At 70.8% G+C, this 13,880-nt stretch carries 14 protein-coding genes and 2 pseudogenes; 10 read left to right on the forward strand and 6 right to left on the reverse strand.

Annotated elements, in window-relative coordinates; translation table 11 throughout:
- Positions 1-90 precede the first annotated feature (90 nt).
- Positions 91-614 (forward strand): annotated as a pseudogene (locus ACWDZ4_RS12415) (DJ-1/PfpI family protein); the annotation flags it as partial.
- Between the two features lie 137 nt (positions 615-751).
- On the opposite strand, the gene ACWDZ4_RS12420 reads toward ACWDZ4_RS12415, so the two are convergent.
- Positions 752-1,495, reverse strand: coding sequence for an enoyl-CoA hydratase/isomerase family protein (locus ACWDZ4_RS12420; protein WP_451508347.1), 744 nt, complete (start codon positions 1,493-1,495; stop codon positions 752-754).
- Positions 1,496-1,576: 81 nt separating this feature from the next.
- On the opposite strand from ACWDZ4_RS12420, the gene ACWDZ4_RS12425 reads away from it, so the two are divergent.
- Together ACWDZ4_RS12425 and ACWDZ4_RS12430 are read left to right on the forward strand one after the other, a co-directional pair.
- Positions 1,577-2,176, forward strand: coding sequence for an HdeD family acid-resistance protein (locus tag ACWDZ4_RS12425; protein WP_451508348.1), 600 nt, complete (start codon positions 1,577-1,579; stop codon positions 2,174-2,176).
- Between the two features lie 94 nt (positions 2,177-2,270).
- Positions 2,271-2,750 (forward strand): ATP-binding protein, encoded by a 480-nt coding sequence (locus ACWDZ4_RS12430; RefSeq protein ID WP_451508349.1) that lies wholly within the window; start codon positions 2,271-2,273, stop codon positions 2,748-2,750.
- On the opposite strand, the gene idi is transcribed toward ACWDZ4_RS12430, so the two are convergent.
- The 5 genes and pseudogenes from idi to ACWDZ4_RS12455 all read right to left on the reverse strand — a co-directional run bounded on the left by idi (position 2,716) and on the right by ACWDZ4_RS12455 (position 6,910).
- Positions 2,716-3,309 (reverse strand): isopentenyl-diphosphate Delta-isomerase, encoded by a 594-nt coding sequence (gene idi, locus ACWDZ4_RS12435; protein ID WP_451508350.1) that lies wholly within the window; start codon positions 3,307-3,309, stop codon positions 2,716-2,718. The genes ACWDZ4_RS12430 and idi overlap by 35 nt on opposite strands.
- Positions 3,310-3,446: 137 nt before the next feature.
- Positions 3,447-4,169 (reverse strand): annotated as a pseudogene (locus ACWDZ4_RS12440) (class I SAM-dependent methyltransferase); the annotation flags it as partial.
- A 224-nt stretch (positions 4,170-4,393) separates the two neighbouring features.
- Positions 4,394-5,335: a cation diffusion facilitator family transporter gene (locus tag ACWDZ4_RS12445; protein ID WP_451508351.1), complete on the reverse strand. Its 942-nt coding sequence runs from the start codon at positions 5,333-5,335 to the stop codon at positions 4,394-4,396.
- A 143-nt stretch (positions 5,336-5,478) separates the two neighbouring features.
- A complete protein-coding gene (gene galE, locus ACWDZ4_RS12450) occupies positions 5,479-6,462 on the reverse strand; it encodes a UDP-glucose 4-epimerase GalE (RefSeq protein WP_451508352.1) in 984 nt (327 codons plus the stop codon).
- Between the two features lie 205 nt (positions 6,463-6,667).
- On the reverse strand, positions 6,668-6,910 hold the full coding sequence (locus ACWDZ4_RS12455; protein ID WP_451508353.1) for a hypothetical protein: 243 nt from the start codon (positions 6,908-6,910) through the stop codon (positions 6,668-6,670).
- Between ACWDZ4_RS12455 and ACWDZ4_RS12460 the strand changes: the two genes are divergently transcribed.
- From ACWDZ4_RS12460 to ACWDZ4_RS12490, 7 genes are all read left to right on the forward strand, one after another.
- A complete protein-coding gene (locus ACWDZ4_RS12460) occupies positions 6,794-8,521 on the forward strand; it encodes a DUF5941 domain-containing protein (RefSeq protein WP_451508364.1) in 1,728 nt (575 codons plus the stop codon). The genes ACWDZ4_RS12455 and ACWDZ4_RS12460 overlap by 117 nt on opposite strands.
- Complete coding sequence (locus tag ACWDZ4_RS12465; protein ID WP_344499322.1) at positions 8,518-9,255, forward strand: phosphocholine cytidylyltransferase family protein; 738 nt, start codon at positions 8,518-8,520, stop codon at positions 9,253-9,255. The genes ACWDZ4_RS12460 and ACWDZ4_RS12465 overlap by 4 nt, the downstream gene beginning before the upstream one ends.
- Entirely contained in the window at positions 9,243-10,304 is a 1,062-nt protein-coding gene (locus ACWDZ4_RS12470) for an iron-containing alcohol dehydrogenase family protein (protein ID WP_451508354.1), read from the forward strand. The genes ACWDZ4_RS12465 and ACWDZ4_RS12470 overlap by 13 nt, the downstream gene beginning before the upstream one ends.
- Positions 10,282-11,061 (forward strand): CDP-alcohol phosphatidyltransferase family protein, encoded by a 780-nt coding sequence (locus ACWDZ4_RS12475; protein ID WP_451508355.1) that lies wholly within the window; start codon positions 10,282-10,284, stop codon positions 11,059-11,061. Before ACWDZ4_RS12470 ends, ACWDZ4_RS12475 begins: the two co-directional genes overlap by 23 nt.
- A 23-nt stretch (positions 11,062-11,084) precedes the next feature.
- Positions 11,085-11,957 (forward strand): glycosyltransferase family 2 protein, encoded by an 873-nt coding sequence (locus ACWDZ4_RS12480; protein WP_451508365.1) that lies wholly within the window; start codon positions 11,085-11,087, stop codon positions 11,955-11,957.
- Between the two features lie 94 nt (positions 11,958-12,051).
- Positions 12,052-12,987 (forward strand): ABC transporter permease, encoded by a 936-nt coding sequence (locus ACWDZ4_RS12485; RefSeq protein WP_451508356.1) that lies wholly within the window; start codon positions 12,052-12,054, stop codon positions 12,985-12,987.
- Positions 12,980-13,765 carry an ABC transporter ATP-binding protein gene (locus tag ACWDZ4_RS12490; protein ID WP_093797784.1) on the forward strand — a complete coding sequence of 262 codons (786 nt, stop codon included), beginning with the start codon at positions 12,980-12,982 and terminating at the stop codon, positions 13,763-13,765. The genes ACWDZ4_RS12485 and ACWDZ4_RS12490 overlap by 8 nt, the downstream gene beginning before the upstream one ends.
- Positions 13,766-13,880 lie beyond the last annotated feature (115 nt).

Genomic DNA, 13,880 nt, shown 5'->3' on the forward strand with positions numbered 1-13,880 from the left:
CAGTACGTCTGGAAGCGCCGGGACCCCCTGGCGGCGAAGGTGGGGTTCTCGTCATTGCGGACAGCTGCCGGGGCCCGGAGTGACGGGCGCATGACGCAGCGATCCGTACGCGTCGTCCTGTCCGACGAGGTCCAGAGCCTCGAGGTGACCGGCCCCGTGGAGGTCTTCGCCGGCGCGGCCGTCCAGGCGGGCGACCCCGGGGCGTAGCGCATCCGCAGCGCCTCGCTCGACGGCGCTCCCGTCCGCACCTCCAGCGGGCTCAGGCTCGTCCCCGACGCCGCCCTCGCCGACGAGCCCGCGCGCCGCACCCTCCTCGTCCCCGGCGGCCGGGGCACACCCGCGCCCCCGGCCCGCGCCTGACCGACTGGCTGCGCGAGAACGCCTCCGTGTGCACCGGCTCCCTCGTACTCGCCGGCGCCGGACTCCTCAGGGGCCGCCGCGCCACCACGCACTGGCTCTCGCTGGAGGAACTGGAGGTTTTCGGCGCCGAACCGGCCGGCGGGCGCGTCGTCTTCGACGGGAAGTACGTCACCGCCGCCGGCGTCTCGTCCGGCATCGACATGGCACTCCGCCTGCTCGGCCGGATCGGCGCAGACACGGTCGCCCAGAGGCTCCAGCTGCTCGTCGAGTACGACCCCCGGCCGCCGTACGGCGCGGGCTCGCCGGAGAGGAGGCCCCGGCCGAGGCCGTCGCGTACCGGCGCGGTCACCAGGACAGGGCCCCGGTGGCCCGGGGCCGGCCGTGGCCCGCGTCAGAGCCCGTACGTGAAGCGCGGGGCCCGGCGCTCCAGGAAGGCGGCGACCCCCTCGGAGGTGTCGCCGCTGCCGCGCGCCTGCTCGGCCCAGTGCGCGTCCCGGCCGAAGCGGCCGTCGGCGAACTCCTTCGCCGCGCCCTGCGTCAGCTGCGAGCGCGACACCAGCACCCGGGTGAACTCGGCCACCCGCCCGGCCAGTTCGCCCTCCGGCAGCACCTCGTTCACCAGACCGGTGCGCAGCGCCCGCCGCGTATCGATCAACTCGCCCGAGAACAGCAGGTACTTGGCGGAGGAAGGGCCCACCAGCGCGACCAGCCGCCGGGTCGACGACGCGGGATAGACGATCCCGAGCTTCGCGGGCGTGACCCCGAACGACGCGCCCTCCTCCGCGAACCGCAGATCACAGGCGGCGGCCAGCTGGCTGCCGCCGCCGACGCAGTACCCGCGTACGGCGGCGAGCGTCGGCTTCGGGAACGCGGCCAGCGCCTCCTCGGCCCGCACGGCGAGCCCCTGCGGCTCCTCGCCCGGCTCCCGCAGCGACGAGATGTCCGCCCCCGCGCAGAAGGTGTCCCCCGCCCCGGTCAGGACCAGCGCCCGTACGCCCCGGTCCGCCGCCAGCCGCTCCAGCAGCCCCGGCAGCGCGCGCCACATCCCGGCGGTCATGGCATTGCGCTTGGCGGGGTTGCTGATGACGATGGTGGCGACCCCGTCCGCGACGGCGTGCTCAAGCTGTGGCTCCATGCGCCGGATGCTATCCGGACCGTACGAACCTATGATCAAGAAGGGGCCGAGAAGCGGACGCTGCCACGTGAGGAGTCGTTCATGACCGGTCCCGTAGGCACACCCGAGAGCAGGAGGCTCCGTCGCGACTTCGGCCGGCTGACCCTCCTCGGCGCGGTTCTCGTGCTCGGAGGAGTCGTCGGCCTGGTCTACACCGGCGTCGCCACCCTCACCTCGATGATCCTCTTCGGCTGGCTGCTGCTGGTCGGCGGCCTCGTCGGGCTGCTCCAGGCGGTCCAGTCGCGCGGCTCGAACTTCTTCTGGCTCGGTGTGGTGGTCGCCGCGCTGAACCTGGCGGCCGGAATCGTCGTCATCCGCAACCCCGTCGGCACCGCGGAGGCGCTGACGATGTTCGCCGCGCTGCTCTTCCTGACCGGTGGGGTCTTCCGCCTGGTCGGCAGCGTGGTGGTGCGCGGCCCGCAGTTCGGCTGGACGCTCGTGCAGGGCGCCTTCGGCGTGCTGCTCGGCCTTCTCGTCCTCTTCGACTGGCCGCGCAGCAGCCTGTACGTCCTGGGCTGCTTCTTCTCGCTCGCGCTGCTCTTCGACGGGCTCGGCCTGATCGCGATCGGCACGGGCGGCCGCCAGATGGTCGATCTGGTCTCGGCGCCGCCGCCGGAAGACCAGGAACAGTCGCACAACTGACGCCGTCATAGGAGAAGCGGTCAGAAGGCGCCGATTACGGCTCACTTCTGTTCAGTGGGCGGGCTCGGACCCACGCGTTCTCAACACTCGGAGCGTGGTGACGAGAGAGGACGCCCCGGCAGAGTACGAAGGAGTCTGGCGCTTCACCGCCCCAGCCTCGGACGCCTCCGTACCGCAGGCCCGGCACGCCGTCCGTGATCTGCTCAAACGGCAGGGCGTACCGGTCCACGACGACTTGGCGCAGGGAGTCCTGCTCATCGTCTCCGAGCTGGTCACCAACGTCGTACGGCACGCGGCGCTGCTCTCTCCCGAGCTGGCCGTCGAAGTGGCGATCGACCGGGAGTGGATCAGGGTCTCCGTGGAGGACAACCACCCCTACCGGCCCAAGGCCCTGGAGCGGAACTACGCGCAGACCGGCGGGCGCGGCCTGCTGCTGGTGCGGGAGATCACCGCGGAGGCCGGCGGAGTGTGCGACGTCGAGCACACCGCGAGCGGCGGAAAGGCCGTCCGGGTCGCCCTGCCCCTGGCAGGACCGCCCGTCACCAGCCCGCGGCCGGGCCCGTCAGCTCTCTGACCGCCGGACGCGCCGCGTCCAGCACGGTCATGAACCACGCCGAGAACGGCGCTTTCGCGTGCTGCTCGGCCAGCTCGCCCGGCGTGACGAAGGACGTCTCGCCGACCTCCTCCGGGTCGGGCCGCAGCGCAGACTGCACCATCCCGACGAAGAGGTGGTTGTACTCCTGCTCCACCAGGCCCGAGTCCGGGTCCGGGTGGTTGTAGCGGACGGTGCCGGCCTCGGCGAGCAGCGACGGGGAGATCCCCAGCTCCTCGTGCGTACGCCGGGCGGCCGCGGCGAACGGCGACTCCCCGGGGTAGGGGTGCCCGCAGCAGGTGTTGGACCAGACGCCGGGGGAGTGGTACTTGCCGGGCGCGCGGCGCTGGAGCAGCAGCCGCCCGGTCTCGTCGAAGAGGAACACCGAGAAGGCGCGGTGCAGCCGGCCGGGAGCCTGGTGCGCGGAGAGCTTCTCCGCGGTGCCGATGGTGTTGCCGTCCTCGTCGACCAGCTCGAGCAGGATCTCTTCCGCTGTGCCGTTCGACGAACTGTTCGCCGCGGTGACTGGTGTGCTCGGCATGACCATCCTTCGCTTCGGTTCCCGGCCCACAAGTCTGCCGTACAAAAGCGGCTTGTCCGTACTTCGCGGGACCGGCCGCATGTCCGCTCCCGCCGCCGGGGACGACGGGAGCGGACGAGGCGTCAGCTCAGGCCGGCGGCCGGCCGCAGTACGTAGCCGGTGTAGCCGTACGCCGTGCCGTGCTCCACGCGCACGGCGATCTCCTCGCGGGTCGCGGCGAGAGCCCGGTCCATGCCGGGCGTGGCGGGATCCGCCGCGTCGGCGCGCGCGCCGAGCGGGAGGTAGTACTCGTCCCAGTCGCTCTCGGGCTGGCCGTACACCCCGAGGACGTCGTAGCCGGCCGCGACGGCCGCGGCCGTGTTCTCCGGCCGCCCGCGCAGCGCGTAGTGCCGGTCCCAGAACGCACGTGCCCCGGCCGAGGGCTCCCGCACCCTCCACTCGCACTCGGTGACCACGAGGGCGCCGCCGGGTGCGATCAGGCGCCGCCAGTCACGCAGCGCGGTGTCGAAGCCGATGCTGTAGGCGGAGCTCTCCGCCCAGACGAGGTCGAACGACCCGTCGGGGAAGGAGAGCCGGCCCATGTCGGCCTCGACGGTACGGATCGAGTCGCCGAGCCCGCGCGCTTCGGCGGCGTTCCGCAGCTCGGCGAGGAACGGCCCGTACAGATCGACGGCCGTCACCTCGGCGTCGTGCTCCGCCGCCAGCAGCAGCGAGGCCCGGCCGGGACCGCAGCCCAGGTCGAGCACGCGCGGACGGCGCGGCAGTGGTCCGGCGAGGGAGAACAGGTGGCGGGTGGTGGCGTCGGAGCCGGGGCCCTGGCGGGGGAGCCCGCGGTGCAGGGACATGAAAGCTTCGAACATGGCGTTGTCGGTCAACGTGAGAACCCTTGGGTGTGAGGGCTCCGGCCGACGCGTGCGAAGAACGCGAAGAACGCGAAGAAGGGGTCAGCCGAGAGCCCGGGAGTCGAGGATGAACCGGACACTGCTCGCAGCAGCATCGACCGTGACGGTCATCAACCTCATCTCCCCTCATCGTGTCCCCGAGACGCGAATGTCTCGTCGAAGACCTTAACAGCTCCGGCAGATCAGTGGCAGAGCTTCGCTTCGTGCTCCGCGTGACCGCCGGGCTCCAGCTGGAACGTGCAGTGCTCGACGTCGAAGTGGTCACCGAGGCAGTCCTGGAGGGCGTGCAGCATCTTCTCGTGCCCGACCGAGTCGAGGAAGTCCTGGCTGATCACGACGTGCGCGGACAGCACCGGCATGCCCGAGGTGATCGTCCAGGCATGCAGATCGTGTACGTCGTCGACGCCGGGCAGGCCGAGTATGTGCTCCCGCACCTCCGCCATGTCCACGCCCTTGGGGGCGGTCTCCAGCAGCACGCTCAGCGTCTCCCGCAGCAGCTTCCAGGTGCGCGGCACGATCATCAGGCCGATGACCAGGGACGCGATGGGGTCGGCGGCCTGCCAGCCGGTCGCCATGATGATGCCCGCCGAGATCAGCACGGCGACCGAGCCCAGGGTGTCCGCGAGGACCTCCAGGAAGGCGCCCCGCACGTTGACGCTGTCCTTCTGCCCCTTCATCAGCAGGGACAGCGAGATCATGTTGGCGACGAGGCCGACGAGGGCGAAGACGATCGCCGTACCGCTCCGGGTCTCGGCCGGGGTGATGAAACGGTCGACGGCCTCGAAGAGCAGGAACCCGCCGACGCCGAGCAGCAGCAGACAGTTGGCGAGCGCGGCCAGGATCTCGGCCCTGGCGTAGCCGTAGGTGGCTTTCGCCGTGGCCGGGCGGTTGGCGAAGTGGATCGCCAGGAGCGCCATGGCGAGCCCGAGGGCGTCCGTCGCCATGTGGGCCGCGTCCGCGATCAGCGCCAGCGAATTGGCGAGCAGCCCGCCGACGATCTCGACCGTCATGACGGTCAGGGTGATGCCGAGCGCGATACGCAGCCGCCCCTTGTACGCGGCGGCGGCCGTGCCGGTGGGCGGCGGCCCGCCGTGCGTGTGCCCGTGATCGTGCCCAGCCCCCATGAAGGATGCCTCCCCGGTGGTGCGAATGATCTGGCCGAGGTGACAGTGAACTACGGGCGGGGGGTATCCGCAACACGGGACTGAACACCGTTGTCATCTGCTCTGACCTGCGGAAATGACCGCAGGTCAGAGCGTTGGCAAGATCACTTCCGGGCAGCCTCCGGGTGCTGGAGCAACCAGCCCTCCCAGGCCGAGACGACCATCTCGCGCACCCCTCGCCCGGCGGCCCAGCCCAGCTCCTTGGTGATCAGCTCGGACGAGGCGACGGCCTTCGCGGCGTCACCCGGGCGGCGCGGTTCGACCACCGGGGCGATCGTGCGGCCGGTGACCTCGGCCACCAGGTCGGCGAGCTCACGCACGGAGACCCCCTCGCCGCGGCCGATGTTGAAGGTCAGGTCCGTCACCTCGTCCCGGGCGGCCAGCGCCCGAGCGACCGACAGATGGGCGTCGGCGAGATCGGCGACGTGAATGTAGTCACGGACGCAGGTGCCGTCGGGCGTCGGATAGTCGTCTCCGAAGATCCGCGGGGCCTCGCCGCGCGTGATCCGGTCGAAGAACATCGGGATGATGTTGAACACTCCGGTGTCGGCCAGCTCCGGCTCCGCCGCACCCGCCACATTGAAGTAGCGCAGGCACGCGGTCGAGACGCCGTGCGCCCGGCCCGCCGCCCGCACGAGCCACTCGCCGGCCAGCTTGGTCTCGCCGTACGGATTGATCGGCGCGCAGGGGGCGTCCTCGGAGATGAGCTCCGCTTCGGGCACCCCGTACACGGCGGCCGAGGAGGAGAAGAGGAACCGCCGGACCCCCGCCGCGACGACGGCCTCGAGGAGCACCGTCAGCCCGTGCACGTTCTCCCGGTAGTAGAGCAGCGGCTGCTCGACCGACTCCCCGACCTGCTTCTTCGCCGCGAGATGCACCACACCGGTGACGTCGTGGCCGGCGAGCGTGCGGTCGAGCAGCTCCCGGTCGAGAACGGAGCCGCGTACGAGCGCGATCTCCGGGGGCAGCCGGCGGGGGATGCCGGACGAGACGTCGTCCAGCACCACCACCCGCTCACCCGCCTCCGCCATGGTCCGCGCCACATGTGCGCCGATGTACCCCGTCCCACCTGTGATCAGCCACGTCATGTCGCCACCCTAGGCGGTGTCCGGTCCTCGGCGGGGGGGCGGTTTGTGGGGCAGGGCATTGATCGACCAAGATGATCGCGGCGGGTTGCCCGCTTTCCGGGCCGGTCTTATCGGGGCGTGAACGGGCCGTGAACTCCTGCTTCCGTACATCCGATAACCTCTGCCGACATGCCTGCCTGCCCGTGCCGGGCCGGGATGACGCATGTCACGCGAGGCCCGCCGGGCCGGCCCAGCCCGCCATGTCAGCTCCAAGGAGTGAGTTCGTCTGTCGATCGCCATCCTCACCGGCCCGCCGGTACCCGGATCGTCGCTCGAGGGCGATCTGCGGTCGCTGGGATTCGACGTACGGTCCGCCGGTGCCGCCGACCCCGCCGAGACCGCCCGGATCCTCGACGCGACGCCCGCCGGTGAGCGGGTCGCGCTCGTGGACCCGCGCTTCGTCGGTCATGTCCACTCCCTGCGGCTCGCGCTGACGGACCCGCGCTTCCCGGTCGCGGCGGCCCCCGGCGCGCTCACCGCGCAGCCCGAGGCCCGCGCCGTGCTCGCCGACGCGGTGCGCACCGCGCCGGCCGGCCCCGACGCCGTCGCCGCCGTGCTCGACGCGGGCGGCACCGCCGTGCAGCGGCCCGAGCTCGGCTCGCTGGTCGCCGTCGTCGCCACGGACGAGGCCGAGCGCGCGCGGGCCCGCTCCGCCGTCGCCTCCGTCGACGAGGAGGCCGTGCGGCTGCGTACGGCCGTGAAGTCCCGCGACGGTTTCTTCACCACTTTCTTCATCAGCCCGTACTCGCGCTACCTCGCGCGCTGGTGCGCCCGCCGCGGCCTCACCCCCAACCAGGTCACCACCGCCTCGCTGATCACCGCGCTGATCGCGGCCGGCTGCGCGGCGACCGGCACCCGCGGCGGTTACGTCGCGGCCGGCGCGCTGCTGCTCTTCTCCTTCGTCCTGGACTGCGCCGACGGGCAACTGGCCCGCTACTCGCTGCAGTACTCGACGATGGGCGCCTGGCTGGACGCCACCTTCGACCGGGCCAAGGAGTACGCGTACTACGCGGGCCTCGCGCTCGGGGCCGCCCGGGGCGGGGACGACGTATGGGCGCTGGCGCTCGGCGCGATGGTCCTCCAGACCTGCCGCCATGTCGTGGACTTCTCCTTCAACGAGGCGAACCACGACGCCGAGTCCAACACGAGCCCCACCGCCGCCCTCTCCGACAAGCTCGACAGCGTCGGCTGGACGGTCTGGGCGCGGCGGATGATCGTCCTGCCGATCGGCGAGCGGTGGGCGATGATCGCGGTCCTGACCGCCGTCACCACCCCGCGGATCGTCTTCTACGCCCTGCTCGTCGGCTGCGCGCTCGCCGCCCTCTACACCACCGCGGGGCGCGTCCTGCGCTCGCTGACCCGCACGGCGCGGCGCACCGACCGGGCGGCCCAGGCACTTGCCGACCTCGCCGACAGCGGACCGCTCGCCCGGGCCGTGGCCGCGGTGACCGGGAACGCCGTACGCCGCCTCCCGCGGTTCGCACCGCCGGTGACAGCCCTGCTCGGCGGCGCGGCCGTCCTCGCCACCGCCGCCTTCGCGCCCTACGGCGGTCCGTGGCCCGTGGCCGCGGCCCTGCTGTACGCCGTTACCTCGGGCCTCGCGGTCGGCCGCCCCCTCAAGGGCTCCCTCGACTGGCTCGTGCCCCCCTTCTTCCGGGCGGCCGAGTACGGCACGATCCTGATCCTCGCCGCCCGCTCCGACGCGAGCGGTGCCCTCCCCGCCGCCTTCGGGCTGGTCGGAGCGGTCGCCTACCATCACTACGACACGGTGTACCGCATCCGCGGCGGCACAGGCGCGCCGCCCCAGTGGCTGGTGCGGACGATCGGCGGGCACGAAGGCCGGACGCTGGTGGTGGCGGCAGTCACCACCATCCTGTCGGCCTCGACGCAGCACACAGACCTCACCTTGGCGCTCACGGCCTTCGCTGTGGCCGTGGCGCTCGTGGTGCTCGTGGAGTCCATCCGCTTCTGGGTGTCCTCCGGAGCACCCGCAGTACATGACGAAGGAGAACCCGCATGATCGGCCTCGTACTGGCAGCCGGCGCCGGACGGCGTCTGCGTCCCTACACAGACACCCTCCCCAAGGCCCTCGTGCCCGTGGACGGCGAGACCACCATCCTGGACCTGACGCTCGGCAACTTCGCCGAGATCGGCCTGACCGAGGTCGCGATCGTCGTCGGCTACCGCAAGGAGGCCGTCTACGCGCGCAAGGAGGCTCTTGAGGCGAAGTACGGCCTCAAGATCACGCTCGTCGACAACGACAAGGCCGAGGAGTGGAACAACGCCTACTCCCTGTGGTGCGCGCGTGAGGTCCTCAAGCAGGGTGTGATCCTCGCCAACGGCGACACCGTCCACCCCGTCTCCGTCGAGAAGACCCTGCTCGACGCCCGCGGCAAGGGTCAGAAGATAATCCTCGCCCTCGACACGGTGAAGAACCTCGCCGACGAGGAGATGAAGGTCATCACGCAGGACGGCAAGGGCGTCCAGCGGATCACCAAGCTGATGGACCCGTCGACGGCCACCGGCGAGTACATCGGTGTCACGCTCATCGAGCCCGAGGCCGCCGAGGAGCTCGCCGACGCGCTGAAGGCGACCTTCGAGCGCGACCCCGACCTCTACTACGAGGACGGCTACCAGGAGCTCGTCAACCGCGGCTTCACCGTCGACGTGGCTCCCATCGGGGAAGTGACGTGGGTCGAGATCGACAACCACGACGACCTCGCGAAGGGCCGTGAGATCGCGTGCCAGTACTGACACGTCTCATCCCGTCCCCGGTCGTCGTCGACATCAGCCGCGGCGCCATGGGCGATCTGGCCGGCCTCCTGGCCGACCAGCGGATCTCCGCTTCGGGCAAGCTCGCCATAGCGACCAGTGGCGGTTCGGGACTGGCCCTGCGCGACAAGCTCGCGCCGGTCCTCCCGGGCGCCGACTGGTACGCCGTCGCCGACGGAACCATAGATTCGGCGGTCCGGCTGGCCGACGGCATCAAGGGCAAGCGGTACGACGCCGTGGTCGGTCTCGGCGGTGGCAAGATCATCGACGTCGCGAAGTACGCGGCGGCGCGGGTCGGCCTGCCGATGGTCGCCGTCGCGACGAACCTCTCGCACGACGGCATCTGCTCACCGGTGTCCATCCTGGACAACGACAACGGCCGCGGCTCCTACGGTGTCCCGACTCCCATCGCCATGGTCATCGACCTCGATGTGATCCGCGACGCCCCGGTGCGCTTCGTCCGGTCCGGCATCGGTGACGTGATCTCCAACATCTCGGCGATCGCGGACTGGGAGCTGTCCCACCGGGTCAACGGCGAGCAGGTCGACGGCCTCGCCGCCGCCATGGCCCGCACGGCGGGAGAGTCCGTACTGCGCCACCCCGGCGGCGTCGGCACCGACGAGTTCCTCACGGTCCTGTCCGAGGCCCTCGTCCTGTCCGGCATCGCCATGTCGATCAGCGGCGACACCCGGCCCTCGTCCGGTGCCTGCCACGAGATCAGCCACGCCTTCGACCTGCTCTACCCCAAGCGCTCCGCGCTCCACGGCGAGCAGGTCGGCCTCGGCGCCGCCTTCGCGATGCACCTGCGCGGGGCGACCGAGGACGCCGGCCTCTTCGCCGACGTACTGCGCAGGCACGGCCTGCCGGTGCTCCCCGGCGAGATCGGCTTCAGCGTGGACGAGTTCGTCGAGGCCGTCACGTACGCACCACAGACCCGACCGGGACGCTTCACGATCCTGGAGCACCTCGACCTGTCCGCAGACCAGATCAGGGACGCTTACGCCGACTATGTCAAGACCATCAGTAGCTGAACTCCGTCCGGTCGTTCACCCCGACGGGGTGAAGGACCGGCGCAGCGGTGAGCACTGGGCCGGGCGGATGTACATGCGGGAGATCTCGCTGCACATCGACCCGTACCTGGTGAACACCAGGATCACGCCCAACCAGCTCACATACCTCATGGTCGTCGTGGGCGTCCTGGGCGGCGCGGCCCTGCTGATCCCCGGGCTGACCGGTGCGATCCTCGCGGTGGTCCTGTTCCAGATCTATCTGCTGCTCGACTGCGTCGACGGCGAGGTCGCCCGCTGGCGGGGGCAGACCTCGATCACCGGTGTCTACCTGGACCGCGTCGGGCACTACCTGTGCGAGGCGGCCCTGCTGGTGGGCTTCGGGCTGCGCGGCGCGGACCTGTTCGGCGCCGGGCGGCCCGAGTGGCTGTGGGCGTTCCTCGGAACGCTCGCCGCGCTCGGGGCGATCCTGATCAAGGCGGAGACCGACCTGGTCGACGTGGCCCGTACGCGCAGCGGCCTGCCCGCGGTGAAGGACGAGGCATCCGTGCCGCGCTCCTCCGGTCTGGCACTGGCGCGCCGGGCGGCCGCCGCGCTGAAGTTCCACCGCCTGGTCGGCGGCATCGAGGCGAGCCTGTTCATCCTGGTCGTGGCGGTCGTCGACCACATCCAGGGCGACCTGTTCTTCAGCCGCCTCGGAATCGCCGTACTGGCCGGGATCGCGATCGTGCAGACGTTCCTGCACCTCGTGTCCATCCTCGCTTCGAGCAGGCTGAAGTGACGGGCGCCGCAGCGGGCACGGGCATGAAGGTGGGCGCCGTCATCATCACGATGGGCAACCGCCCGGACGAGCTGCGCGCCCTCCTCGACTCGGTCGCCAAGCAGGACGGCGACCGGGTCGAGGTGGTGGTCGTCGGCAACGGCTCCCCGGTCACGGGCGTCCCCGAGGGCGTACGGACCGTCGAGCTGCCCGAGAACCTCGGCATCCCGGGGGGCCGCAACGCCGGCATCGAGGCGTTCGGCCCCGGCGGCGCCGAGATGGACATCCTGCTCTTCCTCGACGACGACGGTCTGCTGGCCCACCACGACACGGCCGAGCTGTGCCGCCGGGCCTTCGCCGCCGATCCGGAGCTCGGCATCATCAGCTTCCGGATCGCGGACCCCGGGACGGGCGAGACCGCGCGCCGCCACGTCCCGCGGCTGCGCGCCGCCGATCCGATGCGCTCCTCGCGCGTGACGACCTTCCTCGGCGGTGCCAACGCCGTGCGCACCAAGGTCTTCGCCGAGGTCGGCGGGTTGCCCGACGAGTTCTTCTACGCTCACGAGGAGACCGATCTGGCCTGGCGGGCGCTCGACGCCGGCTGGATGATCGACTACCGCGCGGACATGGTCCTCCACCACCCGACGACCGCTCCTTCCCGGCACGCCGTCTACCACCGCATGGTGGCCAGGAACCGGGTGTGGCTGGCACGCCGCAATCTGCCGGCCCCCCTGGTACCCGTCTACCTCGGTGTGTGGCTGCTGCTCACGCTGGCGCGGCGCCCCTCCGTACCCGCGCTCAAGGCGTGGTTCGGCGGCTTCAAGGAGGGGTGGACGACCTCCGCCGGTCCCCGCCGTCCCATGAGATGGCGTACCGTCTGGCGCCTGACCCGGCTGGGCCGACCTCCTGTCATCTGACAAGCTCGGGTCTGAAAGCATCGGGTGCACGCGGGACCTGAGCCCGATCCTGCGCCTTACTGCCTGCGCATCTTGAACACGAAAGTTTCAACTTGTGAGTGACACAACCCATGACGGTGCGGTCGCGACGAGCGCCCCGCCATCTCCCGACGACGGACTTACCCCGGCGGAGCTCGCCGCCAAGTACGGCCTGTCGGTGAGCGGTGCCCGGCCGGGGCTGATCGAGTACGTCCGGCAGCTGTGGGGCCGGCGCCACTTCATCCTCGCGTTCTCGCAGGCGAAGCTGACCGCCCAGTACAGCCAGGCCAAGCTCGGCCAGCTGTGGCAGGTGGCGACTCCGCTGCTGAACGCGCTCGTGTACTTCCTCATCTTCGGCCTGATCCTGGAGGCCGACCGGGGCATGGATCGGGAGGTCTACGTACCGTTCCTGGTCACGGGCGTGTTCGTCTTCACCTTCACCCAGAGCTCGGTGATGGCCGGCGTCCGGTCGATCTCCGGCAACCTGGGCCTGGTGAGAGCGCTGCACTTCCCGCGCGCCTCGCTGCCGATCTCCTTCGCGCTCCAGCAGCTCCAGCAGCTGATGTTCTCGATGATCGTGCTGGTGATCATCGCGATGGCCTTCGGCAGTTACCCCGCGCTGTCCTGGCTCCTGGTCGTCCCCGCGCTGGTCCTCCAGTTCGTCTTCAACATCGGCCTGGCGCTGATCATGGCCCGGCTCGGCAGCAGGACTCCCGACCTCGCCCAGCTGATGCCCTTCGTGATGCGTACGTGGATGTACGCGTCCGGCGTGATGTTCTCCATCCCGGAGATGCTGAGGGACAAGAAGCTGCCGCTCTGGGTCACGGACGTGCTCCAGTGGAACCCGGCCGCCGTCTACATGGACCTCGTCCGCTTCGCCCTGATCGACGACTACGTCTCCGACAACCTGCCCCCGCACGTCTGGGCGTTCGCCCTCGGCTGGGCGCTCCTGATCGGCGGCGTGGGCTTCGTGTACTTCTGGAAGGCTGAGGAGCGGTACGGCCGTGGCTGAGGACAAGAACCAGGGGCGCGTCCCCACCGTCATCGCCGACGACGTGCACATCGTGTACCGCGTCAACGCCGGCGCGGGCGGGCGCGGCAGTGCCACCGCCGCACTGAGCCGCATCATGAAGCGCGGCAAGGGCGACTCGCCCGGCGTACGCAAGGTGCACGCCGTGAAGGGCGTCTCCTTCACGTCCTACCGGGGCGAGGCGATCGGCCTGATCGGTACGAACGGCTCGGGCAAGTCGACCCTGCTCCGCGCCATCGCCGGCCTCCTGCCGACCGAGCAGGGCAAGGTCTACACGGACGGCCAGCCCTCGCTCCTCGGCGTGAACGCCGCACTGATGAACGACCTGACCGGCGAGCGGAACGTCATCCTCGGCGGCCTGGCGATGGGCATGACGCGCGAGGAGATCCGCGAGCGCTACCAGCAGATCGTCGACTTCTCGGGCATCAACGAGAAGGGCGACTTCATCACGCTGCCGATGCGCACGTACTCCTCCGGCATGGCGGCCCGTCTGCGCTTCTCCATCGCCGCCGCCAAGGACCACGACGTACTCATGATCGACGAGGCGCTCGCCACCGGCGACCGGAAGTTCCAGATCCGCTCGGAGCAGCGCATCCGTGAGCTGCGCAAGGAGGCCGGCACGGTCTTCCTGGTCAGCCACAGCAACAAGTCGATCAGGGACACCTGCGACCGCGTCCTGTGGCTGGAGAAGGGCGAGCTGCTGATGGACGGCCCCACGGACGAGGTCCTCAAGGCGTACGAGAAGGAGACCGGCCGCTAGGCCGCCGCCTGCCTGTTCCCCGCGCACCCGGAGCCCCCGCCGGATTCGGCCGGCGGGCTTCGTCCTGCACACCGGCATCCAGTGGGAGTACCTGCCCCAGGAGTTGGGCTTCGGT

This window comes from Streptomyces sp. NPDC003016, from assembly GCF_053591455.1.